The sequence below is a fragment of the Tsuneonella sp. CC-YZS046 genome (genome assembly GCF_035581365.1).
In the GTDB taxonomy this organism is placed as follows: Bacteria; Pseudomonadota; Alphaproteobacteria; order Sphingomonadales; family Sphingomonadaceae; genus JAWKXU01.
The window spans coordinates 1,058,932-1,081,559 of the sequence record NZ_CP141590.1 but is presented as its reverse complement, the minus strand read 5'-3'; the positions used below and the strand labels follow the sequence as shown (position 1 = coordinate 1,081,559).

The following is a 22,628-nucleotide window of genomic DNA, read 5'->3' as shown; positions in this document are numbered from 1 at the left end:
TTGCAGCCCCCATCCTAATCCAGTTGAGTGCCGCCCGGCATAGGTGGAACGGGTTGGGGAGGCGTTTCCGGATCATCCTCGTGCACTTCCACGAGGCCCCGGCCGACATGGCTCTTGCGGTAGCCATAGAGAAAATAGACCAGCAGGCCGAGCGCGCCCCAAATCGGCAGGACCAGCTTGGCGTCATAGGGCAAATTCCAGTACAGCAGCACACAGCCCGCGGTGGCGATCGGCCCTACAATCCATATCAGGGGTGTGCGAAACGGCCGCACCCGATGCGGATCGCGCAGCCTGAGCATCATAACCGCCATCGCTACCATGAAGAAGGCGAACAGGGTGCCGGAATTGGAAATATCCGCCAACTGGCCCACCGGAAGAAGCGCGGCGGCAATCGCCACGGCAATGCCTGTGATAAGAGTGACCACATGCGGCGTCTTCCACTTTGTATGAACGGTGGCCAGCTTTTCCGGAAGCAGCCCATCCCGCGCCATCACGAAGAAGATGCGGGTCTGCCCATACATCATCATCAGGATCACGGAAGGCAGCGCAAGATTGGCGGCCAGGCCGATCAAGTCGCCTGCCCAGGTATAGTTGATGGCGCGCAATACATGCGCCAACGCTTCCCTTGAGCAGACCAGCGGTTCCTTGCCCTGCGCCGCAAGCGCCGCGCATTGCTGGTTGAATTCCGCCGAGCCGGGCGCGATCCCCAGCGCTGTGGGCTGTGAACCGATCGCACCGATCGCGCCTGCCGCGACCAGCAGATAGAACACCGTGCATATGCCCAGGCTGCCGATCAGGCCGATGGGCACGTTCCGCTGCGGATTCTTCGTTTCCTCGGCCGCGGTGGAAACCGCATCGAAGCCCACATATGCGAAGAAGATCGAGGCGGCCGCGCCAACCACGCCCATTCCGGTGGTTCCCGCCGGACCGAACCAGCCGTTAGGCGTAAAAGGAGCGAAATGCTCACGCTCCAGAATCGGGAGGGTAAGCGCTATGAACATCGTCAGCGCCGTGACCTTGATGGCCACCAGCACTGCATTGAAAACCGCGCTTTCCCTGGTTCCGATCATCAGCAGCCAGGTTACGCTCAGGGCCACCACAATGGCCGGCACATTGATTACCCCGGTGGAAAAATCGGCATGCGGCAGCCAGCCGTTCATCGACCAGGTCGGCCCCGCCGCCAATGCCGTGGGCAATTCAAATCCCGTCCAACTCTTGACCAGCCCCATGAAATAGCCGGACCAGCCGACGGAAACCGCCGAAGCGGCCACGGCATATTCAAGGATCAAAGCCCAACCAACCGTCCAGGCAATCAATTCCCCCATCACCGCATAGCTGTAGGTATAGGCAGAGCCGGACACCGGGACCATGGAGGCAAGCTCTGAATAGCAAAGGGCGGCTACAGCGCATACGAAGCCCGCGATAACGAAGCTCCACACCATGCCCGGGCCGGCCTTCTGGGCCGCAGCCGCGGTCAGGACGAATATCCCGGTCCCGATAACAGCGCCGACCCCCAGCAAGGTCAGCTGCACCGGACCCAAGGAGCGGTGGAGGGATTTCTTTTCCGCAGTTGCCATAATGGCATCAAGCGATTTGACGCGACCGAGCATATGCCCCCCCGAAACCCTGAACGCATGGATAAGCGCAAGAAGCTACCGGACTCAGCATCTTTGACAAGCGAGGACCGATGGCATTTCCCCAGCTTACGCATATCGTGGCGCGACGGCTTTCCCCACCGCCGAACTGGCGCTAGAACGCAGCCATGTCCACGACCTTCCAGCTCGACACCTCGACCAGCCGCGCCAACCCCACACCGGCGCCGATGAAGCGGCTCACTGTTCCGGCCATCCGCCAGCGCAAGAAGGATGGCGTTACGGCCGAGCCGGTGGTGATGCTGACCGCCTATACCGCGCGGCAAGCGCAATTGCTCGACGCGCATTGCGATCTTCTGCTGGTGGGGGATTCGCTCGGCCAGGTGATCTACGGCCTGCCATCCACCATTCCGGTCACGCTCGAGATGATGGCCAATCATGCCGCCGCCGTGGTGCGGGGCAGCTATCATACCGTGGTCGCTGTCGACATGCCGTTCGGAAGCTATGAAAAATCCCCCGAGCAGGCGTTCGAGAATGCGTCCTACCTGCTCAAGCAAAGCGGGGCTGCGGCCGTAAAGCTCGAAGGCGGCGCGGCGATGGCGGAAACCGTGGCCTTTCTTAATGCGCGCGGCATCCCGGTGATGGGCCATGTCGGCCTGACCCCGCAGGCGGTCAATATCCTCGGAGGCTATATGGCGCGGGGTCGCAGCGATGCCGAAGCACAGAAGATCGTCAGCGATGCGGTGGCCCTGGACGAGGCCGGCGCCTTCGCGATCGTGGTGGAAGGGGTGGTGGAACCCATCGCCATCGAAATCACGAAGGCAGTTTCCTGCCTGACCATCGGTATCGGCGGATCGGCCCAATGCGACGGACAGGTCCTCGTGACCGAAGACATGCTCGGCATGTTCGAGCGGGTCCCGCGTTTCGTGAAGCGATATGAAAACATTGCGGAGACGATAGAGCGCGCGGTCGTTCGTTATGCCCAGGAAGTGAAAGACCGCACATTTCCCGCCCCCGAGCAGACATATCAACCCAAGGGCTGACCGAGGCTGCCGGAAAAGCCGCCTCAGCAGATAGATCCCAGCCGGAAGTGCTTGCGCGGATCGACAACTCCTCCTAGCCCGAGCCGCATTTTTTCGAAGGGAAACCGGAATTGCTTCGCTTTTATCGCGGCTCAATCATCTTCACCCTCACCTGCTTTGCGCTCGCCGCATGGTATGGATGGGCACAAAGCGGCAATCTCACCGCTACCGCGCAGCTTTTGTGGATCGTCGCCGTGCTGTCGGTGCTCGAGGTTTCCCTCAGCTTCGACAATGCGGTGGTCAATGCGACCGTGCTCGAAGAGATGGACGAGATCTGGCAGAAGCGCTTCCTTACCTGGGGCATGGCGATTGCCGTGTTCGGCATGCGCGTGCTGTTTCCCCTCGCCATCGTCGCGATTGCAGCGGGACTGGGGCCGATCGACACTATCCGGCTCTCACTCAACCAGCCCGCGGAGTATGAACGGATCGTTTCGTCCGCTCATGTCGGCATTGCCGGTTTCGGCGGCGCCTTCCTTGCCATGGTGGGATTGAAGTTCTTCTTCGACGCGGACAAGGAGATTCACTGGATTGCAGCGATCGAGAGACGGCTTGCCAGCATATCCGCCGTTCCCGCGGCGGAAATCGGACTGTTGCTGCTGACCCTGTGGGGCATTTCATCGATGCTGCCGAGCGATGAAGCGCATACTTTCCTCGTCGCGGGCATGTTGGGAATTGTCACTTTCATCACGGTCGAGGCCATTGGAACGATCCTCGAGCTGCGCGAGGCAGCCGCCAAGGCGCAAGGCGCGGTCGTGCGTTCGGGCCTCGGCGGATTTCTTTATCTGCAGGTTCTGGACAGCAGCTTCTCCTTTGACGGCGTGATTGGGGCCTTCGCCCTGTCGAACAATATGATCGTGATAGCCCTGGGCTTGTCGATCGGCGCAATGTTCGTCCGGTCGATGACCATCATGCTGGTCCAGAAAGGCACGCTCTCGGAATATCGCTATCTGGAGCATGGCGCATTCTGGGCCATCCTGGTCCTGGCCGCGATCATGCTGCTTTCGGCCCGATTCCATATTCCCGAGACTATCACCGGCCTGATCGGGGCAACGCTCATCGGAATATCGCTGTGGTGGTCGGTGCGGCACAATCGCAAAGCGCCGGCAATCTCCTAATTGGCCCAATCGGCGCGAAGGCGATTGGCGAGCGGCGCCGAAATCACCAATTGCGCCAGGTGATAGATAAGCGCCGGTAACAGCACGAGCCCCGCAATGTGATGGGGAAACATGATGGTTGCCAGCGGCGCCCCCATGGCAATGCTCTTCTGCGCCCCCGCATATAGAAACGCGATGCGGTCCGGACGATCCAGCCCGATCGATCCGCCAAGAAACCACGCGCCGTAGAAGGCGAAGATCAGCATGACACCCGTTGCAGCGATCAGGATACCCCATTCGCCGAGACCGATCCGGGTCCATATCCCCTCATCGACAGCACCGGAAAAGGCGACATAGACGGCGATTGCAATCGACATGCGATCCATCCATGTCACCAGCGACCGATGATCGACGACCCAGCCTCGCAGCCAGCCTTGCGCGAACTGCCCAATAGCGAATGGCAGCAGCAACATCACCACCACGTTCACCAGGCCGTTCACGCCCATGCCGTTCTGCGCCCCGCCTGCAATCGCGGAAAACAGCGGCGCGGTGATGAAGACCCCCATCACATTCAACAGTGCCGCCGCGATCACCGAATTCGCGACATTGCCGCCAGCAAGGGAGCTGTAGGCGGTGGCGGACTGAACCGTCGAAGGAAGAGCGCCCAGATACAGGAAGCCGATAGCCACCATCGGCGGGAGAAATGGGCTTGTGGCCTTCACCATGCCCCAGCCAATCAGCGTCATGGCCAGGAATACAAAGCAAGCCAGAGGAAGCAGGAAACGCCAATGCCCGATGCCGCGCACCACTTCCGCGCGCGGAAGCCGCAGGCCATTGAGAAAGAACAGCACGAAAATCGCGCAATCCGAAACGCTCTGGGCATATGGACGGATATCGCCCCGGGCAGGGAGAAAGGAAGCAAGAAGCAATGCCGCGAAAATCAGCCTGACCAAGGGATCGACGCGGGACAAATTTCGAAAGATCATTTTGCGGCCACCGGCTTTCTCACTGATTCTATTGCCCCCTGCCCGGCCCTTCCTGAATTTTGGGGCCTCGTGCCCGCACTAGCCGGGTCTGTCCAGTGGATACGGTTAATCGATTCATGCCATGCCATTCATGCCGCGCATTCGGTGCGGTATGGCACAGCCTGGGGGAACTGCAGCGCCCCCCTTGCCAGTTACCGAATCCCCCGGCATAGATATTCGAAGAGAGTTGGGAGAGGAGGAAAGGGCGGCCGCCAAGGTCGCTCTTTCTTTTTGGGATGCGATCAGGGCTGCCCCAGAGCAGTGCTCCCGGTTGCGGTTGAAAGCCGCTCCGCCTTGGCCAGCATCGTGCCAGAACTGCCTTCTTCGCCTGCTGCCTTTAAAGTCAAGCCATATACTCTTGTTATATAGGCATTTCCCGGCTGCAAGCGATATGCCTTCCGTGCCTCGGCCAGGGCCGCCTTGCTATCTCCCAAACCGACATGCGCCAGAGCGGATCTGGCAAGCAGCAAAGGATCGCGGGCATTGCCGCCTTGGCGCAAGGCGAATGCGAGCACTGCCTCGGCGCGCTGCCAATCCTTCCTGTCCGCCGCGAATTGCGCGATTCGCGACGATGCCGAATCATCCATCGGGTGCTGGAGGAAATAGGCGACGATCATGGATTTCGCCGATTGGGCCTGGCCCAATGCAAGCTCGGCCTTAACCATTCTTTCCATCAATATTCCGGACATGCGAATACGCGCGACACGGCGATAATGTTCGAGAGCCGCTTGCGGATTGCCAGCCATCAACTCGACATCGCCGGAAAGAAACAGGACATCGCTCGAACCGGGAAACTTGCCCCGGACTTCCGCCACGATGGATTGCGCCTTCGCATAGTGCCCGAACGCCAGGAGTTGCCGGACCAAGGAAAGTATTCGCCTCGGCTCGCCAGGGGCGTCCCGCCAGCGGGCTTCCAGGACATCGAGGGGAGCAGAATCAGGTAAGGCGGCAACGAGGCCACCCTTCAACATGGCGGCGCGATCCAGGAAAAACGCCGCTTCGTCGCGCCGTTCAAGGGCTTCGTAGGAACGGCCCACGACTTCCAGCAGATAGGGCGATGCATCCCCCCTGCGCGCCAGCTCGGCAAACCGGCTGACAAGCTCGGCATGCCTTCCATCCAGTTGCAGCGCCCGGGCCACCAGCACCGCGACCTGCCCATTGTCGGGCTGCATCCGCCACAAGGCGTCAAGGACATCCGCCGCCGTCTGCACATTTCCCACGCGCAGTTCCAGCACGCCTGTCAGGAGCATCGCGGCCGGTGTCTTGCGATAGGCATCTCCTGTCCGCCACAGCAGCCGCCGGGCAAGATCGTCCTTACCGGCTCGGGCCGCCAGCACCGCTTGCAGATAGAATGCGCGCGGATCGCGACGATCGATTTCGATCATGCGGCGAGTGATGGCGAGCATATCGCGGGCCCGGCCCGCCTCGCCCAGCGTTGCGGCATACTCGCCAAGGATGCTCAGGTTGTCCGGCGCCTGCTTGAGCGCAGCGGCGAAGAATGGCAGGGCAGCGCGCGCGCCCTTGCTGTCGCGAATGAGCTGGCCTCGAAACTCCAGCGCGCCCGGCTCCTTGGGTTCGATCTGGAGCGCACGTTCAGCGGCATCGAGTGCGGCGAACTGATCCCCAGCCAGATAACGCAAACGGCCTATATCGACCCAGAGCACTGCATTTCGGGGGGCGGCTCGCAGCGCTTCATCGAAGGCCTTGCCAGCCGCTTCGAGATCGCCTTCCATCATCTCCAACCGGCCTAGCATCCGGTAACCGTGAGCCTGTTCCGATGAGGAGAAATCTCCCGGACGAAGCCAGCGCCCCGCTTCCAGGAAATCTTGCTGCAGCAATTCCGCTTCGCCCATCTGCGCGGCTACCTCGCGGGCGGGGGTTCCACGGTGAAGCGCATCGCGCAGCAAGGCCTCTGCCGCGATGCCGTCGCCACGGCGCAAGGCCTCGCGGGCATCCGCCAGATTACCCCGCCCTTCGCCCAGCGCTGGCCCGGCCAGCAGGATCGCCGGCAGCACCACAAGCCAGGGCCTCGATCGCTTGCGGTCAGCCTTGCAGATCATACTGCTTAAGGAGGTCGTACAGGGTGGGGCGGCTGATGCCCAGCAGCTTGGCCGTGCTTGAGATATTGCCTTCGCTGCGTGCGAGCGCATGACGGATCACTTTCCGGTCCGCCGCTTCGCGCGCACTCTTGAGATTGAGGGGTTGGGCCGCTTCGTCTTCCTCGCCTTCCAGATCGAGATCGGATGCGTGGATCATTTTGCCATCGGCCATGATTACGGCCCGCTTGACCCGGTTTTCCAGTTCGCGAACATTTCCCGGCCAGCCCCAGCCATCGATCGCGGCCAATGCATCCGCGGCGAACCCTTTCACCTGCGGGTTCATTTCCTGGGAGAAGCGCTTGAGAAATGCCTTGGCGAGCAAGGTCGCATCGCCCGGCCGTTCGGCAAGCGATGGTATCTTCACCACGATTTCCGCGAGACGATAGAAAAGATCTTCCCGGAACCGTCCATCGCCGATCATGGCTTCCAGATTCTGATGGGTGGCGCAAACGATCCGGGTGTCCACGGAAATGGATTTACGTCCGCCGATCCGTTCGATCGTCCGCTCCTGCAGGAAGCGCAGCAGCTTGACCTGAAGAGGCAGCGGAATGTCGCCCACCTCATCCAGAAACAGGGTGCCGCCATGGGCCTGCTCGATCTTGCCCTCGGTGGTTTTCACGGCGCCGGTGAACGCGCCTTTCTCATGCCCGAAAAGCTCGCTTTCCAGAAGGTTTTCCGGGATCGCTGCGCAATTGATGGCGACAAAGGCCCCGCCTTTTCGGCCGCTCGCATCGTGAAGCCCGCGAGCCAGCAATTCCTTGCCCGTGCCGCTGGCGCCGAGCAGCATCACGGAAACATTGGCATTGGCCACGCGCTCGATGGTGCGCGCGACGCGGATCATTTCCGGAGCAGCGGTAATCAGCCCGCCCAGCACGCGATTGCCGCCGTCCGCCTTTGCCGCCAGCCTGCGGTTTTCTTCCTCGATCCGATGCAGGTTGATCGCCCGCCGAACAATGAGGCCCAATTGCTCGATGTCGACCGGCTTCTGGTAGAAGTCGTATGCGCCGCTATCGATTGCCTTCAGCGCGCTTTCCCGCGCGCCATGGCCGGATGCGACAATCACCTTGGTATCGGGCTTAATCGCCATGATCTCATCCAGCAGAGCGAAACCCTCGCTGGTTCCGTCGGGATCGGGCGGCAGCCCCAGGTCCAGCGTGACGACGACAGGCTCCTCGGCGCGCAATGCCGCGATAGCCGCCGGACGATCCCCGACAACTATCACCTCGAAATCCTCATAGGCCCATTTGAGTTGAGCCTGCAGGCCCGGATCGTCTTCGACGACGAGTATCTTCGGTTTGCTTGCATTGATCTGCGGTTGGGCCATCATGCCACCTCGGCCTTGCCGGAATCGAACTTGCTGATGAGATCCGCCATCTCGGCCAAGGGCAGGCGGATGAAGAAGCGGGTGCCCAGCCCTTCCCGGGATTCCACGTCGAGAGTTCCCTTCATGGCCCGGATCAACTCGCGGGCTTCGAAGGCCCCGATACCGAAGCCTCCAGGCTTGGAAGATACGAAGGGTTTGAAAAGGCGGGTTCTGACAAATTCAGGGCTCATTCCGCATCCTGAATCGACAATCTCTATCACGCCCTCGACGCGATCCCGCCGCACTCGAACGAACACCGAGGCATCGTCCGGGCTGGCGTCGATCGCATTCTGCACGATATGCACGAGCGCCTGCTCCAAAGCCTCGCGGTTCGCGGTGACGAGGCAGGGCTGGCTTTCCACAACCATGATCTGGCTGCTTACGCTGAACCGCCTGGCGAGATCCGCGGCGCATTCGTCCAGATTGACGGCTTCGAGCGTTTCGGCCCCATGCTTGCCGTAGCGGCCAAGCCGCGCAAGCAACCCATTCAGCTTGTCGGCGCTGTTGCGCAGAGTAAGCAGCATATCGGCCCGAAATTCAGGATTGTCGGCATGGCGTTCGGCGTTCCGTGCCAGCAGGGAAAGCTGGCTGGCAAGGTTCTTGATATCATGCATCACGAAGGCGATGCGGCGATTGAACTCGTCGAAATTGCTGGCTTCTCTCAGCGCATCCTGCCCCGCCTGCTCGGCCAGATAGCTTGCGAGGTGCTGGCCCACCACGCGCAGCAGATCGAAATCCTCCCAGTCCAGTTGCCGGGCGACAGGGGGATGAGCCAGCACGACCAGCCCTGTGAGGCGCTCGTAATGGAGCAGGGGCACAAGCGTCCATGCCTTGCTTTCATCCAGCAGCCATTGCGGAACTATCGCGGCCTCGCCGCGCTGCTCGTGCCCATTCCTCAGATCGTCGAGATTGCAGACGAAATTCTCCCGCTCGAAGAATTCAACAGCCGAAGGCGGCATCGCCTCGGCGGGAACATCCGCCAGTGGCCATTGCCAGCTTGCGGCGAGCACCAGCTTCCCGTTTTCGCCAGGCAACAGCAGCAGGCCGCTGGGGCTGTCGCAAATATCCGCCACCGCCTTGATCGCCCGCTCGTGCAGCGGCGGCGCATCTTCTCCTGCGAGACCGATGGTCCGGGTAAAACGCAGCCACTCCGCCCTGTAATCGTAGCGGTGCTGGAACAGATGCTTGACCGCCGTTACCCGGAGCCATCGCCGCATATGCTCCGACGGCAGCCACAGGAGCGCAAAGACGCTGGCCGCGAACACGAAACCGATCTGGGTCAGCCGGGCAAAACCGCCGCCAATGAGGGCGATGGAATGCGCGATCCCGACCATGGTCACCAGATAGGCGCCGATCGCCAACAGCGAGAGGCTCTGAAAGGTCACTACGCGGGATGGCTTGAATTTCAGTTGGGACGCGCGCCGGCTGAACCCGATCGCGAGCGGCGCGACCATGGCGGCGGTAATCAATCCCCGCATCGCCGCCAGTTCGATGGGAAAGCGATCGCCCAGATAGCTGATCGTGTAGAAGTTGAGGTCGTATACCCACATCGCGGCCAGCGCCGCCGCCGGCCACCGCAGGATCGAGCGCGCCACCTGCTCCGCACCCACGTAAAGATTGTGCAGAAGCACGAGCGCTCCGACCGTGACCATCAGGCGGAATGTCACCAGAAGATGGAAGATCGCATCCTTCAAGGAGGCGGCCAGACCAGGCTGGACCGAAGCGAGAACCACCAGGGGCAGCAGCAGTTCGACAAAACCCAGCGCGAACAGGACCGGGCGGATCGGCCGCAAGCTCGCGTGGCGGCCGTCCGACGCGAACAGGAAATACAGCGCGACAAGCCAGCCTATATTCCGCAGGCTTTCAAACAGCAGCGCGGCAGGGGAAATCGGAGAAGTGCTGGCTGCTATCAGGCTCCACAAGGCGCTCAATGCCAATGCGGCGATAATCGCCCAGCGATTGGCTTGCCCTTCCTTCCTGCCCAGCAGCCATACCGCCAGCGATACGCAGGCAACCGCGCCGATCAAATGGCTCCAATAGCCGAACGCAATCCAGAACACGCTGCCGCCGCTCATCGCGCGCCCTCACCCCACAGGATGACGCGAAAGGTCTGCAACAGGATCAGTAGATCGAGAAAAGGCGTATAGTTCTTCGCGTAATAGAGATCATATTCCAGCTTGTGCCGGGCGTCCTCGATCGAGGCGCCATACGGATAGTTGATCTGCGCCCATCCGGTGATACCCGGCTTCACCATGTGCCTTTCCGCATAATACGGAAGTTTGTCCTCGAGGTCCGTAACGAATTCGGGCCTTTCCGGGCGCGGCCCCACGAAGCTCATCTCGCCTTTCAGCACAGTCCAGGCCTGGGGAAGCTCGTCGATCCGCACCTTGCGGATAAAGCGGCCGATCCGGGTTACGCGCGGATCGTTTTTCTGCGCCCACTTCGCCTCTCCGGCCTTTTCCGCATCCGACCGCATGGAGCGGAGCTTTATTACGTCGAAACTCTCGCCATACAGCCCCACTCTGGTCTGCCTGAAAAAGGCCGGCCCCTTGCTGTCCAGTTTGACCAGCAAGGCGAACAAGGCGATGATCGGCCATGTGACAAGCAGCAACAAGCTGCTGGCCGTGACGTCAAATATCCGCTTGGAGATACTCGACATCATGCGGCCGGAGGAAAAACCGTCCGAAAATATAAGCCAGCTCGGATTGACGGAATCCAGATCCACCCTGCCGGTTTCGCGCTCGATGAAGCTCGAGAAATCATTGACATGCACACCGGCGGTTTTGATCCGCAGGAGATCCTTGAGAGGCAGAGCGTTGCGCCGTTCCTCCAGCGCGAGCACGACTTCGCTTACGCCGAGATTTTCGACAAAGCGGCTGAGATCGTGAATAGCGGAACGGTTGATGGCTTCCTCGATCAGCGGCTTATTTTCGCTCATGCCGATGAAGCCGACGATCACGAAACCGCTGCCTTGGCGATTGGCCAGATCACGCAATCTCTCGGCACGCCGGCCGGCACCCAGCACGAGCACCCTGCGGCGGAACGCGGATGTCCCCAGCAGGCCGCCCACCACGATGCGGTTCACGATCAGCAGAATGATCGAAAACACCATGGCATAGGCCAGGGTGGAGCGCCAGAAATCGAGGCCCGGCACGACAAAATCGACAAAGGATAGCGCAATTATCCCGAGGCTGACCGCAACGACCAGACGCGCCAGCGCATAGCGCAGGGATCGCAGCGCCTCCGCGCCGTAGACGCCGACCGAGATCATGGCGATCAGCACAATCCCGGCAAACACGGAAAGCGAGGACAGGCGGTCGCCAATATGCCCGGCATTCATATCCAACTGCCCCGCGCGCAATTGCCAGGCCAATTCACCCGCAAGCATCAGCAGCAGGAGATCGACCAGTCCCAGCAACAGCACGGCATGGGGGATGTAATGCTTGAAGAGACGGATCATTGCTCCCCTTCACCCTTCACGTCCCAAGGACGACAAAGGACGCCTTAACCGAGAGAAATGAACTGTCGGTAAATTTTACAGAACTTTAAAAATCCAAGCGATTGCATTCGCTTGGAAGGTTTCCAAGCCCTTACTTGCCGGCAGATCGCTTATGGGGAGGAAGCAGGCATCAACTCGAGCGCCGCTAGCGCAAGCGCTTCGGCCGCCGTGCCGATCACCTTCTCGGCATCGGGCGCCCAGAACGGGCTGTGCAGCGAAGGGAGTTCCCGTTTGCCGGCCTGCGCTTCCTCCCACTGAGTTGCAGACACACCGCCCACCCAGAAAATCAGCGATTTGATGTGCTCCGGGTCCGCGCGACGATAACGGCCGAAATCCTCTCCGCCCATCACGGATGGCACTTCACGGACATGCTCCGCCCCAAACCGCGACGCGAACACAGCCGCGATGTCCCTGGTGAACGACGGGTCATTATAAGTTGCCGGGGTATAGCTTTCCGCAACCGTGACCTTGGGCATCCGGTCCTCCGGAACACCCGCGGCCAATGCCTCGCCCCGAGCGATGCGGGAAATTCCCTCAAGCAAGGCCTTGCGGGATTCGTCGCTATAGCTGCGAACCGTCAACTGCAGCCGCGCCTCATCGGGAATGATATTATGCTTCGATCCCCCATGAAAGCTGCCGACCGTCACCACGGCAGGTTCGAGCGGATCGTTCTCGCGGCTCACCAGGGTCTGCAGTTTCATTACAATCGAACTGGCCAGGACGATCGGGTCCCTGGTCGTATGGGGATACGCGCCATGGCCGCCCACTCCCGAAACCAGAATGTCCACGCTATCCACATTCGCCAGGGCATAGCCCGGCGAATAGCCGATCATTCCGGCGGGAAATTGCGCGGCATTATGGAATGCAATCGCATAATCCGGTTTTGGAAAGCGCTCGAACAGGCCATCGGCCAGCATGGCCGCCGCGCCTTCCCCGGTCTCCTCTCCGGGCTGGGCAATCATCACCAATGTGCCGGACCATTGCTCCTGGCGTTCGGATAAAAGCCGCGCAGCGCCGATCCATGCGGTCATATGGGTATCATGGCCGCAGGCATGCATTACCCCGGTTTCGAGGCCGGAGGCCGGTATGGCCACCTGCCTGGATGCAAAGGGCAATCCGGTCTGCTCGACCACCGGCAGCCCATCCATATCCGCGCGCAGCATCACCGTAGGCCCGGGGCCATTCGCCAGCACCGCGACTATGCCGGTCTTTCCGACTTTTTCCGTCACCTTGAACCCAAGGCCGCGCATCTGCCCGGCGAGCTTTGCGGCGGTTTCGACCTCCTGCATGCTCAACTCGGGTTGACTGTGGAGATCGCGATAGAGCGCCATCAACTCGAGCATATCTTCCGCGACAGCCGTCTTGAGATCATCCGCACGCGCCGGAGCAGAGAATGCCGCCAGCACCAGAAGAGGCAGAAGTATCCTTCTCATGATGCCATGCTATCTCAGATCGACGGCCATGCAAGCTCGCAGCTGAAGCTCATGAACCAGGCTCCGCAGCAGGAACGCCCCACCGGCCTTCACGGTCAGGCCGGAGGGCGAACGATCTGCACATGCCGAGAGTGAGGAGTGACCAGATCATAGGTGAGGCGGATCAAACCGCTCAAAGCCTGGCTTGTATCGGCGGATTCCAATAGAATTTTTATCGTATCGAAATGCGCGGACGCGAGGCCATGCCGCTTCAATTCCTCATCGCTTGTCACGATCAACGCGCCGGTCAAGGATTTGTCGATAAGCAGTGACCTGGCCGCAGCGAGATCATTGTCGAATGGTCTGGACCAGCCGAAACCGTCGATCCAGCTGCGATTGCGGAATGCCAATCCATTACAGCCCAGCTTAGCCGCCATTCGGGCGGCATTGAATTTCGGCACTTTCTCATTCTCAAGTATGATGAGATGCAAAGGAATTGTGGCCTTGCCGGGCATCAGCTTGCGCAGGATCTCCTTGAATATCTCGGGGGTGTCACGATAGCCGATCTGGGGCTGCGCATTGACCTCGCAGATAATGGCATGGCTTTCGCGCCACGATTTCGAAATATCCGGAATCAATAAATCGACACCCGCAAAATCGAGCTGCAGGATCTCGGCAACCCGCACAGCCATGCGCAGATTATCGGAATGAACCTGATCGAACGGGATCAGTTCATGGAAACCGCCCGCCGACACATTGGCCTTCCGGCGCAGGGGAACGAACACGCCCTCTTCCGGAATAGTGTCGGGAGAGCATCCATCTTCGTGCAGGATGGCGAGCGCTTCATCATCCAGCTTCAGGGAAACACGGTTCTTCCACGAGCGCCCGGACTCTTTCTCCGATGCTTTCCGCACATCCTCGAGCAATAGGGCGACAGACCTTTTTCCATCCCCCGTCACACCGCCCGGACGCCGCCTCATGATCTTTATGACTTCGCCATTCATCACGGTGATACGGAAATCCTCGCCTGCGACGTGCTGTTCGACGAGGATCAATTTCGATATCTTTCTGGCATCGGCATAACGCGCGCGCAGCGCTTCTTCCGTCCTTATGGATGGAAAAACTCCGACTCCCTGTTCCTGATCGGTTGGCTTGACCACCACGGGATAACCTAGAGCCGCCGCAGCTTCGACCGCAGCTTCCTCATCGGATACGAGCCGATGATTGGGCGCCGGCAAGCCGAACCGGCGCAGGACCTGAGCCGTCAGATATTTGTCCTTGGAAAAGATCCCACCCATCCATGTGGTATGTTCGCTGATAGTGCTGAACAGGCGAATGGAATTCTTGCCCTGGCCATAGGCTATCATATCATGGACAACGGTATGATACGGAATGCCCAGTTCCATGGCGGCTTCCATGAAGCGGAAACCATTGGTTCCTTTCATGGCGTAAGGCATCAGACTGTTCTGCATTGCTGCGAGCGAATTGCCCAACTCGCTTAATGTGCCATCCAGATTGCCAACGCCGGCGGCCAGGCGATTGACCGCCATGATCGTCCAGGCGAGCGCCATTCTGGTCGCTTCCAGATGGTCTGATGGAACGGCAAAACGAAAGCGTACTTTTGTCGCTCCCTCGGCTCCGCCGTTCATTCTCGAAATGCTGCAGGGGCCGAATACCGGCACGCTGCGATCCCGCTGGACCGCCGCCTGCCAGGCATGGACGCATTGCAAGAGATTCTCCTCCAGGGATGCCTCCGAATCCGGAGGCATCAATCGCGCATGAGGCACCAGTTGGGTCATTGCGGCCTTGATCGGGTCGATTTCCAGATCGGCCGGAGATTGAAGCGATACGACGCAAATCACGCTCGATTGCATGAGTCCAAGGATGGAACCTGCCAGCCAGAATGCCGTTTCCGGTTCGACCAGGATCAGCGGCGCTTTTGCGCGCTCCGTCTCTTCCCCCTGCGACGCCAAATCCGATGCCCTTCCCTGCGGATGAGAGATGATAATGGCGTCGACAAAGGGCGAAAACCAGCACTTCCAATCGAACGGGAAACCGTTCGCTATCCTGGGGTGAGTTTTGGACGCAAAACAGCGGGGATGAACGGCTTTCCTGTAAAGGCCGCTTCGTTTCCGCCTGGTGCCCCTGGCCCGACTCGAACGGGCACTTCCGAAGAAACTCGATTTTGAGTCGAGCGCGTCTACCAATTCCGCCACAGGGGCTTCGGAGGTTGCCGCCGTCTAGCGGCCTCGCATGGCTCCTTCAAGCCGCATCAGGGAATTTGCCCTCAATCCTTGAGAGCTTCGACCAATAATTTGTGGAGACGGGAATGAAGCGGATCATTTCCAGCCAGCACCTGACTATCGCAGATCGCCTGGGACCGCCCTCGCCAATCGGTCACAAAACCGCCCGCTTCCCTCACCAGCAGGCAACCCGCCGCCGTATCCCAGGGCTGGAGGTTGCTTTCCCAGAAAGCCTCATACCGGCCCGCGGCAACCCAGGCGAGATCGAGCGCGGCGGAGCCGAAACGGCGGATTCCGGCCACGCGCGGCCCGATGGCCTGATAAATCCGGCTCCATTCGCCCACATCGCCGGCACCGGCGAAAGGGATGCCCGTGGCGATCAGGGCTTCATCGAGATGGCGCCGCCCGGACACGCGCAGGCGGGCGTCCTGCAGCCATGCACCGCGCGACTTTTCCGCCCAGAAACTCTCGTCAGTAATCGGCTGGTAGACCAGCCCCGCCGTAACTTCCCCCCAACCGCTGCCATCGAGCTTCGGCTCCTGAACCGCGATGGAGATGGCGAAATGCGGGATTCCGTGGAGAAAATTGCTGGTGCCGTCGAGTGGATCGATGATCCAACGCGGCTTGCCCGGATCACCTTCCACCTCACCGCTTTCCTCAAGCAGGAAACCCCAATCGGGACGGGCCTGTTTGAGGTCATCATATAGGCTGCGCTCGGCGGCCCGATCAGCCTTGGACACAAAATCCGCCGGCCCCTTTCGGCTGACCTGCAGATGCTCGACCTCTCCGAAGTCCCGACGCAATCGGCTGCCCGCACGGCGGGCGGCGCGCTCCATCACGCGTAAAAGTCCTGAAACGGCCATTTAATTTACAAGCCTACGCGATGCAGTTGCCGCCCGATACAAGTTCACGCGATCAGCGGCCCTTGGCGGGAGCGGGAGTCGCCGAAGTAGCCGGCTTTTCCGCCTTGGCGAACGAGGGAGCCTTGGTCACTCCGCAGATCGTGGCAGCAGCCTGATAGAGGTTCTTCGGATCATTCGCGTCGAGCTTCGGATTCTTCGTGAAAACCTCGCCAGTCGCGACGCTGATGTTCTCCAGCTTGTTGTTGTAGAGGCAGGAGAACAGATAGCCTTTCTGGTCTTCCGGCACTTCCTTGTTCTGCAGGGCGCTGCTGAAGAGGCTCAAAATCTTGACGCCGCGCTCCACATTCGCCTTCTGCTGTTCAGGCGTGAGTGCAGTCTGTGCGGGAGCCGGCGCCTTGGCCGCCTCCTTGGAATTCTTGGCCGGCTCTGCGGCATGGAGCGCGAGCGGAATCGCGAGGACGGCAAGCGTAGCGACGATCGAGAAGGTACGCATAATCAATCAGCCTTTCGTACATATTCGCGGGCATAAACGTCGACCACGATCCGGGTGCCACTTTCGATATGCGGGGGAACCATCACGCGAACGCCATTATCAAGCACCGCAGGCTTATAGCTGGAACTGGCTGTCTGGCCTTTCACCACAGCATCCGCCTCTACGATGGTCGCCTCGACCTGTTCGGGCAGTTCAACACTGATCGGCCTCTCGTCATAAAGTTCCAGTGTGACATCCATCCCATCCTGCAGAAACGCGGCGGCATCGCCGAGAAGGTCCGCGGGAAGCTGGATTTGGTCGTATGTCTCCTTGTCCATGAACACGAGATTATCGCCCTCGGCATAGAGGTACTGAAAATCCTTCGTATCCAGCCGGACGCGCTCGACGGTATCGGCGCTGCGGAAGCGGACGTTGGTCTTGCGCCCATCGATCAGGTTCTTCATCTCGACCTGCATGAACGCCCCGCCCTTTCCGGGCTGGGTATGCTGGGTCTTGGCAACCTTCCAGATTCCGCCTTCATATTCGAGGATATTACCGGGGCGAATGTCAACGCCACTGATCTTCATGGGCCATACTTTCGAGAAACAGGGAAGCGGTTGCGCGCCCCTAGCGCCTGCCCGTAGCGAGAGCAAGGCAGCTAATGCTTCCGCTCTCCCAACAATTCGGTAAATCCGCGCATCGCCTCCGCTTCATCGCCGCTCCACACGGCTGCTGAAACCGCCAGGAAATCCGCTCCCGCCTCGATCAAGGGCCGGCAGTTGCCGAGCGTTATTCCGCCGATGGCGACGCAGGGCAATTCGAACAGATCCTGCCACCAGCGCAACAGCTCCGGTTCCGCCTTGTGCTTCGTTTCCTTGGTGACACTGGGGAAGAACGCCCCGAACGCAACATAATCGGCCCCGGCTTCCCCTGCTTCCATCGCCAGATGACGGCTGGCATGGCAGGTGACGCCGATCTGCACATCCCGGCCCAGCAACTCGCGGGCTTCGCGCACGTCGCCGTCCTGCTGGCCGAGATGAACTCCATCTGCCTTGATCCGGCGGGTCAATGATACGCTGTCATTCACGATGAATGCGACATCATGCGCAGCGCAGATTTCCTGCAGCGGGCCTGCGAGCCGGGCCGCTTCGTGCTCGTCCAGCCCCTTGACGCGAAACTGGAAGGCAGCCGCCGCGCCAGCCTGGAGCGCACGCTCCAGCCGTTCAGGAAAAGGGCCGCCCACTTCCAGCGGAGAAATCAGATAAAGTTGGCAAGTCTGCATGGACTTTGCCCTATCCTGCCTTTGCCAGGCCGCCAAGTCCGCTCTGGAGCAGGCGCCGATCATCGGGCATGATGGAGCGATGGCTATTGTCACTTTGTCGAAACGGCGGGCTTTGCCCGCAAGCATGTTCCTGTTGTTGACCATCCCGCTCATGGCTGGATGCGTGAGCTACAAGGTCAGGCAGGACGGCATTGCCAGAGCGGGACTGGGTGAAACAGTCTATGTCGATGGGCCACGGGTCACGCCGCTAAAGCTGCTGGAAGACAGCCGATGTCCGGCCAAGGTGCAATGCGTCTGGGCCGGGCGGATACGCATAGAGGTGCGTATCGATCTCGGATCGCGGAGCGAAACGCGAGAACTCACGCTGGGCGAGCCGATAACGGTCGCCGACGGGGCGCTCGATCTGGTGGAAGTATATCCCGAAGCGAAGGCCGACCGGAGCATATCTCCGGAAGACTATCGCTTCGGATTTCGTTTTGCGGGAGGAATTTAGAGATCAGGCGTCGGCCGGAGCCGCCACCGAAGCCTTGTAGATTTCGTCGATCGCACCGGCCAGCGAGGCGTCGAATTCCTCGTCGCTCATCTGGGCACGCAGATCTTCCAGCAGCGCGCGGCTGAAGCTAGCGATCACGCCCCGGTTCCGGGAAAGCTCCACGCAGGCCTCGGGCCGCTTGTAGCCGCCGGAAAGGGCAACCACGCGCAGCACCTTCGGATGATCCACCAAAGGATCGAACAGGCCCGGCTTGACCGGCAGGCTCAGCTTCAACATCACTTGCTGTCCATCCGGCAAGGCATCGAGATTGTTGAGGATTTCCTCGAGCAGGATCTGGTCGCACTCGGCGCGGGTCTCGCTCTTGATGTTCACTTCCGGCTCGAGAATCGGCATCAGGCCGTGGGCCGTCACCTGCGCGCCCACCTCGAACTGTTGCTTGACGACAGCGGCAATGCCTTCGCGATTGGCCGAGTTGATGACCGAACGCTCCTTGGTACCGAACACGCCAAGCGCCTTTGCGCGGGTAAGCAGAGCGTCGAGTTCGGGCATCGGCTTCATCAACTGAACGCCGTTCGCCTCGTCTTCCAGACCCTTGTCGATCTTGATGAACGGCACGACACCGCGTTCGATCAGCGCCTGCGGAGTGGGCTTTCCATCGACAGCGCCATCCATGGTCTTCTCGAACAGGATCGCGCCGATCACCTTGTCGCCCGTGAAAGCGGGCGAGGTGATGATCCGGCTGCGCATCTGGTGGATCAGACCAAACATTTCCTCGTCATTGGAATAGGCGGTTTCCTCGATCCCATATCCACGCAGCGCCTTGGGAGTAGAGCCGCCGCTCTGATCCAGAGCCGCGATAAAACCGTTCCCATTGGAAATCTTTGCCAACATGTCCTGATGAGTCATCGTGCCTTCCTGCCTTCTGTATGTCTTGCGCGCCTTAGCCAGCGGCGCAGGCTGCCGCAACACAGTCAACCATATCCGTTAAGCCCTCGTGACGGGCCACGGCGTTCTGCCTCAAGAATCCAATTCCCTGGATGGTCCCTTCAACTCCAGTACGTTGCCTTCCGGGTCGGCAAGGTAGATGCTGGGACCGTAGCCTTCCGCGCCATAACGTTGCGCGATTTCTGCCTCCGGAATGCCATGCGTAGCCAAAAAGGCAAGTATAGCCTCTCCGTTCCACGGGTCGAGCCGGAAGCATACGTGTTCGATATTGCGCCCCTCTACACCTGGCGGCGCTCCGCCCCGTTGCCCCAGCCTGCCGGCGCAATCGACCAGATCGATCAGGCAACCACCGGCCCGAAGCTGCACAAGGCCAAGCTCCTCGACCTGACGCTCGATCCGGGCGCCCAGAACATCTTCATAGAAACGAACCATCGCTTCCATGTTTCTCGCGCGGAACACGACATGGTCGATGGCCTTGATCGAGATCACTTCACCAGGGCCACCACGCCCGGCAGTTCCCGGCCTTCCATCCATTCGAGGAAAGCTCCGCCTGCTGTCGAGACATATGTGAAATCGGCGGCAACACCCGCATGATTGAGCGCGGCAACAGTATCGCCGCCCCCGGCGACCGAAACCAGCGATCCTTCACGGCTGAGTGCGGCCGCAGTCCTGGCGAGGGCCACGGTGGCAGCGTCGAACGGCTCGATCTCGAACGCGCCCAAAGGGCCATTCCAGACCAGCGTGCGGCAGGTCTTCAGCACATCGCCCAGCGCCTCAACAGCTTGCGGTCCGACGTCCAGGATCATCTCGTCGGCACCGACTTCATGGACATTGCAAATCCGCAACGACGCGGGATTGGCCGCAAATTCACGCGCAACCGCCACGTCATAGGGCAAATGCACCGTGCAGCCCGCCTTGTCGGCAGTTTCCATGATCTCTTCGGCCGTGCCGGTCAGTTCATGCTCGCACAGCGACTTGCCGACAGCGACCCCGCGTGCGGCGAGGAACGTGTTGGCCATCCCGCCGCCGATGATAAGGTGACCCACCTTGCCGACGAGGTGCTTGAGCACGGCCAGCTTGGTCGAAACCTTGGCGCCGCCAACCACTGCCGCCACGGGCTTCCGTGGGTTGCCGAGCGCCTTCTCCAACGCTTCCAGTTCCGCCTGCATGGAACGCCCCGCATAGGCTGGCAGAATGCGCGCCAAGCCCTCGGTCGTGGCATGGGCACGATGGGCTGCGGAAAAGGCATCGTTCACGTAGATGTCGGCATTCGCGGCGATCGCCTTTGCGAATTCCGGATCGTTCTTTTCCTCGCCCGGCCAGAAGCGGGTATTTTCCAGCATTCCGATATCGCCCGGACGTAGGATGCCGATGGCCTGAGCGGCAACAGGCCCTGAAACCTCGGGAATGAACATGACTTCGCGCCCCAGCACATGCTCCACCGCACCCTGCACGAGGCTCAGCGACATGGTCGAGTGACGCGCGCCCTTGGGGCGGCCGAAATGAGCCAGCAGGAGCACCTTAGCGCCCGCATCCGCCAGTTCGAGGATAGTGGGGGCGGAAGCCTTCACCCGGGTCGTATCGGTGACATGGCCCTCCTGCATCGGAAGGTTCAGGTCCACGCGAACCAGAACGACCTTGCCGCTCACGTCACCAATATCATCCAGAGTGCGAAAACCGCTCATTCCTCGATCCTCACTTCATCGCCGATGGCAATCTCGCCATCATCCAGCACCCGGCCCAGCACGCCGCCCCGCCAATCCGGCATCAGGGCCGCCTTCAAACCCGGGACAATCTCTTCCATACGGCTGCAAGGATCGCATTCGCAGGTTACTTCGATCCGAAGCGCATTGCCGATTGCGATCACCTTACCCGGCTCGCGCGGCAAGCGCAGCCCTTCGATCAGCAGATTGGCCCGGCGTGCATACCATGGCAGCGCCGTCCCATCCATCAAGCCGAGATCGGCAATGGCCGCACCCCAGCTTTCCGCCTCGATCAGTGAAACCTGACGGCGGGCGCTCTTGCCGGGACGGATGGCCCCACGAAAATCGCCGGCAACTCCACCCATGCGACTTACCGAAACTGTTTGCAGGGTTTCGATTTCGCCGCGTGGGCGGGCATGCCGTGCTATTCCGGCAAGGCGCCCGGACATTTCAAAGGAAGCTCGCCATCACTCCTGCCGTATCCAGCATGCGGTTGGAGAAGCCCCATTCATTGTCGTACCAGCTGACAACGCGCGCCAGTTGCCCTTCGAGGACAGCGGTTTCCAGGCTGTCGACGGTCGAGCTGGCCGGGTAATGGTTGAAGTCTGACGAGACCAGCGGCTCATCCGTATAATCCAGAATGCCCTTCATGGCGCCTTCAGCCGCAGCCTTCAGGGCGGCGTTGAGTTCCTCCTTCGACGTATTCCGCGAAGGCGTGAAGACCAGATCGATGAGGCTGACGTTCGGCGTGGGCACGCGAACCGAGCTGCCGTCCAGCTTGCCGTTGAGTTCCGGCAATACCAGACCGACAGCGCGAGCAGCGCCCGTCGTGGTCGGGATCATGTTGGTCGCACCGGCGCGAGCACGACGCAGGTCGGAATGCATCTGATCCAGCATCCGCTGGTCGTTGGTATAGCTGTGGATCGTGGTCATGAAGCCACGCTCGATGCCCACCGCCTCATGCAGAACCTTGGCCACGGGGGCGAGGCAGTTGGTGGTGCAGCTGGCATTCGAAACGACGATATCGTCGGCCGTCAGAGTGTCCTGATTGACGCCGAACACGATGGTCTTGTCGACGCCATTGGCCGGCGCGGAAATCAGCACGCGCTTCGCCCCGGCTTCGAGATGAGGGCTGGCCGCATCCTTCGACTGGAAAAACCCGGTGCATTCGAGCGCAATATCGATGCCCATCGCCTTGTGCGGCAGCTTGCCCGGATCGCGTTCCTTCGTGACGACGATTTTCTTGCCGCCCACCGTCATGCTGTCGCCATCCGACGTTACTTCGGCGGGAAACCGCCCATGAGTTGAATCATACTTGAACAGCAGGGCGTTGGATTTCGCATCAGCGAGATCGTTGATCGAAACCAGCTCCAGTCCACAATCGGGCCGTTCCAGGATAGCCCTGGCGACAAGCCGCCCGATACGTCCGAAACCATTGATCGCAACCTTGGTCGCCATATG

Annotated in this window: 20 protein-coding genes and 1 tRNA gene; 3 read left to right on the top strand and 18 right to left on the bottom strand. The window is 60.6% G+C overall.

Going from position 1 to position 22,628, the window contains the following annotated elements:
• Window positions 1-14: 14 nt before the first annotated feature.
• The gene (locus tag U8326_RS05420; protein ID WP_324742821.1) at window positions 15-1,610 is read right to left on the bottom strand and encodes an amino acid permease; all 1,596 of its coding nucleotides are present in this window, start codon (window positions 1,608-1,610) and stop codon (window positions 15-17) included.
• Between the two features lie 152 nt (window positions 1,611-1,762).
• Here U8326_RS05420 and panB point away from each other — a divergent pair, with 152 nt between their 5' ends.
• Together panB and U8326_RS05410 are read left to right on the top strand one after the other, a co-directional pair.
• A complete protein-coding gene (gene panB / locus U8326_RS05415) occupies window positions 1,763-2,635 on the top strand; it encodes a 3-methyl-2-oxobutanoate hydroxymethyltransferase (RefSeq protein WP_324742820.1) in 873 nt (290 codons plus the stop codon).
• Between the two features lie 110 nt (window positions 2,636-2,745).
• Window positions 2,746-3,789 (top strand): DUF475 domain-containing protein, encoded by a 1,044-nt coding sequence (locus U8326_RS05410; protein WP_324742819.1) that lies wholly within the window; start codon window positions 2,746-2,748, stop codon window positions 3,787-3,789.
• On the opposite strand, the gene U8326_RS05405 is transcribed toward U8326_RS05410, so the two are convergent.
• The 12 genes from U8326_RS05405 to thiE all read right to left on the bottom strand — a co-directional run bounded on the left by U8326_RS05405 (window position 3,786) and on the right by thiE (window position 18,026).
• Window positions 3,786-4,754, bottom strand: coding sequence for a bile acid:sodium symporter family protein (locus U8326_RS05405; RefSeq protein ID WP_324742818.1), 969 nt, complete (start codon window positions 4,752-4,754; stop codon window positions 3,786-3,788). The two genes, U8326_RS05410 and U8326_RS05405, sit on opposite strands and share 4 nt — an antisense overlap.
• Before the next feature lie 281 nt (window positions 4,755-5,035).
• Window positions 5,036-6,853, bottom strand: a complete 1,818-nt coding sequence (locus U8326_RS05400) for a tetratricopeptide repeat protein (protein ID WP_324742817.1) — start codon at window positions 6,851-6,853, stop codon at window positions 5,036-5,038.
• The gene (gene prsR, locus U8326_RS05395) at window positions 6,837-8,219 is read right to left on the bottom strand and encodes a PEP-CTERM-box response regulator transcription factor (RefSeq protein WP_416385513.1); all 1,383 of its coding nucleotides are present in this window, start codon (window positions 8,217-8,219) and stop codon (window positions 6,837-6,839) included. Before prsR ends, U8326_RS05400 begins: the two co-directional genes overlap by 17 nt.
• The gene (gene prsK, locus U8326_RS05390; RefSeq protein WP_324742816.1) at window positions 8,216-10,330 is read right to left on the bottom strand and encodes an XrtA/PEP-CTERM system histidine kinase PrsK; all 2,115 of its coding nucleotides are present in this window, start codon (window positions 10,328-10,330) and stop codon (window positions 8,216-8,218) included. The genes prsR and prsK overlap by 4 nt, the downstream gene beginning before the upstream one ends.
• A complete protein-coding gene (locus U8326_RS05385; RefSeq protein WP_324742815.1) occupies window positions 10,327-11,715 on the bottom strand; it encodes a TIGR03013 family XrtA/PEP-CTERM system glycosyltransferase in 1,389 nt (462 codons plus the stop codon). The genes prsK and U8326_RS05385 overlap by 4 nt, the downstream gene beginning before the upstream one ends.
• A 149-nt stretch (window positions 11,716-11,864) precedes the next feature.
• Entirely contained in the window at window positions 11,865-13,187 is a 1,323-nt protein-coding gene (locus tag U8326_RS05380; protein WP_324742814.1) for an amidohydrolase, read from the bottom strand.
• A gap of 95 nt (window positions 13,188-13,282) precedes the next feature.
• Complete coding sequence (locus U8326_RS05375; protein ID WP_324742813.1) at window positions 13,283-15,139, bottom strand: acetate--CoA ligase family protein; 1,857 nt, start codon at window positions 15,137-15,139, stop codon at window positions 13,283-13,285.
• A gap of 164 nt (window positions 15,140-15,303) precedes the next feature.
• Window positions 15,304-15,388: transfer RNA gene (locus tag U8326_RS05370), tRNA-Leu, on the bottom strand.
• Window positions 15,389-15,453: 65 nt separating this feature from the next.
• Window positions 15,454-16,245 (bottom strand): inositol monophosphatase family protein, encoded by a 792-nt coding sequence (locus U8326_RS05365; protein ID WP_416385527.1) that lies wholly within the window; start codon window positions 16,243-16,245, stop codon window positions 15,454-15,456.
• A gap of 79 nt (window positions 16,246-16,324) precedes the next feature.
• The gene (locus U8326_RS05360) at window positions 16,325-16,765 is read right to left on the bottom strand and encodes a hypothetical protein (RefSeq protein ID WP_324742811.1); all 441 of its coding nucleotides are present in this window, start codon (window positions 16,763-16,765) and stop codon (window positions 16,325-16,327) included.
• Window positions 16,766-16,767: 2 nt separating this feature from the next.
• Window positions 16,768-17,331, bottom strand: coding sequence for an elongation factor P (gene efp, locus U8326_RS05355; RefSeq protein WP_324742810.1), 564 nt, complete (start codon window positions 17,329-17,331; stop codon window positions 16,768-16,770).
• A 71-nt stretch (window positions 17,332-17,402) separates the two neighbouring features.
• A complete protein-coding gene (gene thiE / locus U8326_RS05350; RefSeq protein ID WP_324742809.1) occupies window positions 17,403-18,026 on the bottom strand; it encodes a thiamine phosphate synthase in 624 nt (207 codons plus the stop codon).
• 124 nt (window positions 18,027-18,150) lie between these two features.
• Between thiE and U8326_RS05345 the strand changes: the two genes are divergently transcribed.
• Window positions 18,151-18,519: a hypothetical protein gene (locus U8326_RS05345; protein WP_324742808.1), complete on the top strand. Its 369-nt coding sequence runs from the start codon at window positions 18,151-18,153 to the stop codon at window positions 18,517-18,519.
• 3 nt (window positions 18,520-18,522) lie between these two features.
• Here the strand turns inward: U8326_RS05345 and U8326_RS05340 are convergent, their stop codons facing one another.
• The 5 genes from U8326_RS05340 to gap form a co-directional block, all read right to left on the bottom strand.
• A complete protein-coding gene (locus U8326_RS05340; RefSeq protein ID WP_324742807.1) occupies window positions 18,523-19,425 on the bottom strand; it encodes a fructose bisphosphate aldolase in 903 nt (300 codons plus the stop codon).
• 111 nt (window positions 19,426-19,536) lie between these two features.
• Window positions 19,537-19,953 carry a VOC family protein gene (locus U8326_RS05335; RefSeq protein WP_324742805.1) on the bottom strand — a complete coding sequence of 139 codons (417 nt, stop codon included), beginning with the start codon at window positions 19,951-19,953 and terminating at the stop codon, window positions 19,537-19,539.
• Window positions 19,950-21,149: a phosphoglycerate kinase gene (locus U8326_RS05330; RefSeq protein WP_324742804.1), complete on the bottom strand. Its 1,200-nt coding sequence runs from the start codon at window positions 21,147-21,149 to the stop codon at window positions 19,950-19,952. The genes U8326_RS05335 and U8326_RS05330 overlap by 4 nt, the downstream gene beginning before the upstream one ends.
• On the bottom strand, window positions 21,146-21,616 hold the full coding sequence (locus U8326_RS05325) for an MOSC domain-containing protein (protein ID WP_324742802.1): 471 nt from the start codon (window positions 21,614-21,616) through the stop codon (window positions 21,146-21,148). The genes U8326_RS05330 and U8326_RS05325 overlap by 4 nt, the downstream gene beginning before the upstream one ends.
• A gap of 1 nt (window position 21,617) precedes the next feature.
• Window positions 21,618-22,625 (bottom strand): type I glyceraldehyde-3-phosphate dehydrogenase, encoded by a 1,008-nt coding sequence (gene gap, locus U8326_RS05320; protein ID WP_324742801.1) that lies wholly within the window; start codon window positions 22,623-22,625, stop codon window positions 21,618-21,620.
• Window positions 22,626-22,628 lie beyond the last annotated feature (3 nt).

What these genes read in the sequence shown, in the direction of transcription:
- U8326_RS05420 (WP_324742821.1), bottom strand. Translation starts at nt 1,610, where the DNA reads ATGCTCGGTCGCGTCAAATCGCTTGATGCCATTATGGCAACTGCGGAA.
- panB (WP_324742820.1), top strand. Translation starts at nt 1,763, where the DNA reads ATGTCCACGACCTTCCAGCTCGACACCTCGACCAGCCGCGCCAACCCC.
- U8326_RS05405 (WP_324742818.1), bottom strand. Translation starts at nt 4,754, where the DNA reads ATGATCTTTCGAAATTTGTCCCGCGTCGATCCCTTGGTCAGGCTGATT.
- U8326_RS05400 (WP_324742817.1), bottom strand. Translation starts at nt 6,853, where the DNA reads ATGATCTGCAAGGCTGACCGCAAGCGATCGAGGCCCTGGCTTGTGGTG.
- prsR (WP_416385513.1), bottom strand. Translation starts at nt 8,219, where the DNA reads ATGATGGCCCAACCGCAGATCAATGCAAGCAAACCGAAGATACTCGTC.
- prsK (WP_324742816.1), bottom strand. Translation starts at nt 10,330, where the DNA reads ATGAGCGGCGGCAGCGTGTTCTGGATTGCGTTCGGCTATTGGAGCCAT.
- U8326_RS05385 (WP_324742815.1), bottom strand. Translation starts at nt 11,715, where the DNA reads ATGATCCGTCTCTTCAAGCATTACATCCCCCATGCCGTGCTGTTGCTG.
- U8326_RS05380 (WP_324742814.1), bottom strand. Translation starts at nt 13,187, where the DNA reads ATGAGAAGGATACTTCTGCCTCTTCTGGTGCTGGCGGCATTCTCTGCT.
- U8326_RS05365 (WP_416385527.1), bottom strand. Translation starts at nt 16,245, where the DNA reads ATGGAGCGCGCCGCCCGCCGTGCGGGCAGCCGATTGCGTCGGGACTTC.
- U8326_RS05360 (WP_324742811.1), bottom strand. Translation starts at nt 16,765, where the DNA reads ATGCGTACCTTCTCGATCGTCGCTACGCTTGCCGTCCTCGCGATTCCG.
- efp (WP_324742810.1), bottom strand. Translation starts at nt 17,331, where the DNA reads ATGAAGATCAGTGGCGTTGACATTCGCCCCGGTAATATCCTCGAATAT.
- thiE (WP_324742809.1), bottom strand. Translation starts at nt 18,026, where the DNA reads ATGCAGACTTGCCAACTTTATCTGATTTCTCCGCTGGAAGTGGGCGGC.
- U8326_RS05345 (WP_324742808.1), top strand. Translation starts at nt 18,151, where the DNA reads ATGTTCCTGTTGTTGACCATCCCGCTCATGGCTGGATGCGTGAGCTAC.
- U8326_RS05340 (WP_324742807.1), bottom strand. Translation starts at nt 19,425, where the DNA reads ATGACTCATCAGGACATGTTGGCAAAGATTTCCAATGGGAACGGTTTT.
- U8326_RS05330 (WP_324742804.1), bottom strand. Translation starts at nt 21,149, where the DNA reads ATGAGCGGTTTTCGCACTCTGGATGATATTGGTGACGTGAGCGGCAAG.
- U8326_RS05325 (WP_324742802.1), bottom strand. Translation starts at nt 21,616, where the DNA reads ATGTCCGGGCGCCTTGCCGGAATAGCACGGCATGCCCGCCCACGCGGC.
- gap (WP_324742801.1), bottom strand. Translation starts at nt 22,625, where the DNA reads ATGGCGACCAAGGTTGCGATCAATGGTTTCGGACGTATCGGGCGGCTT.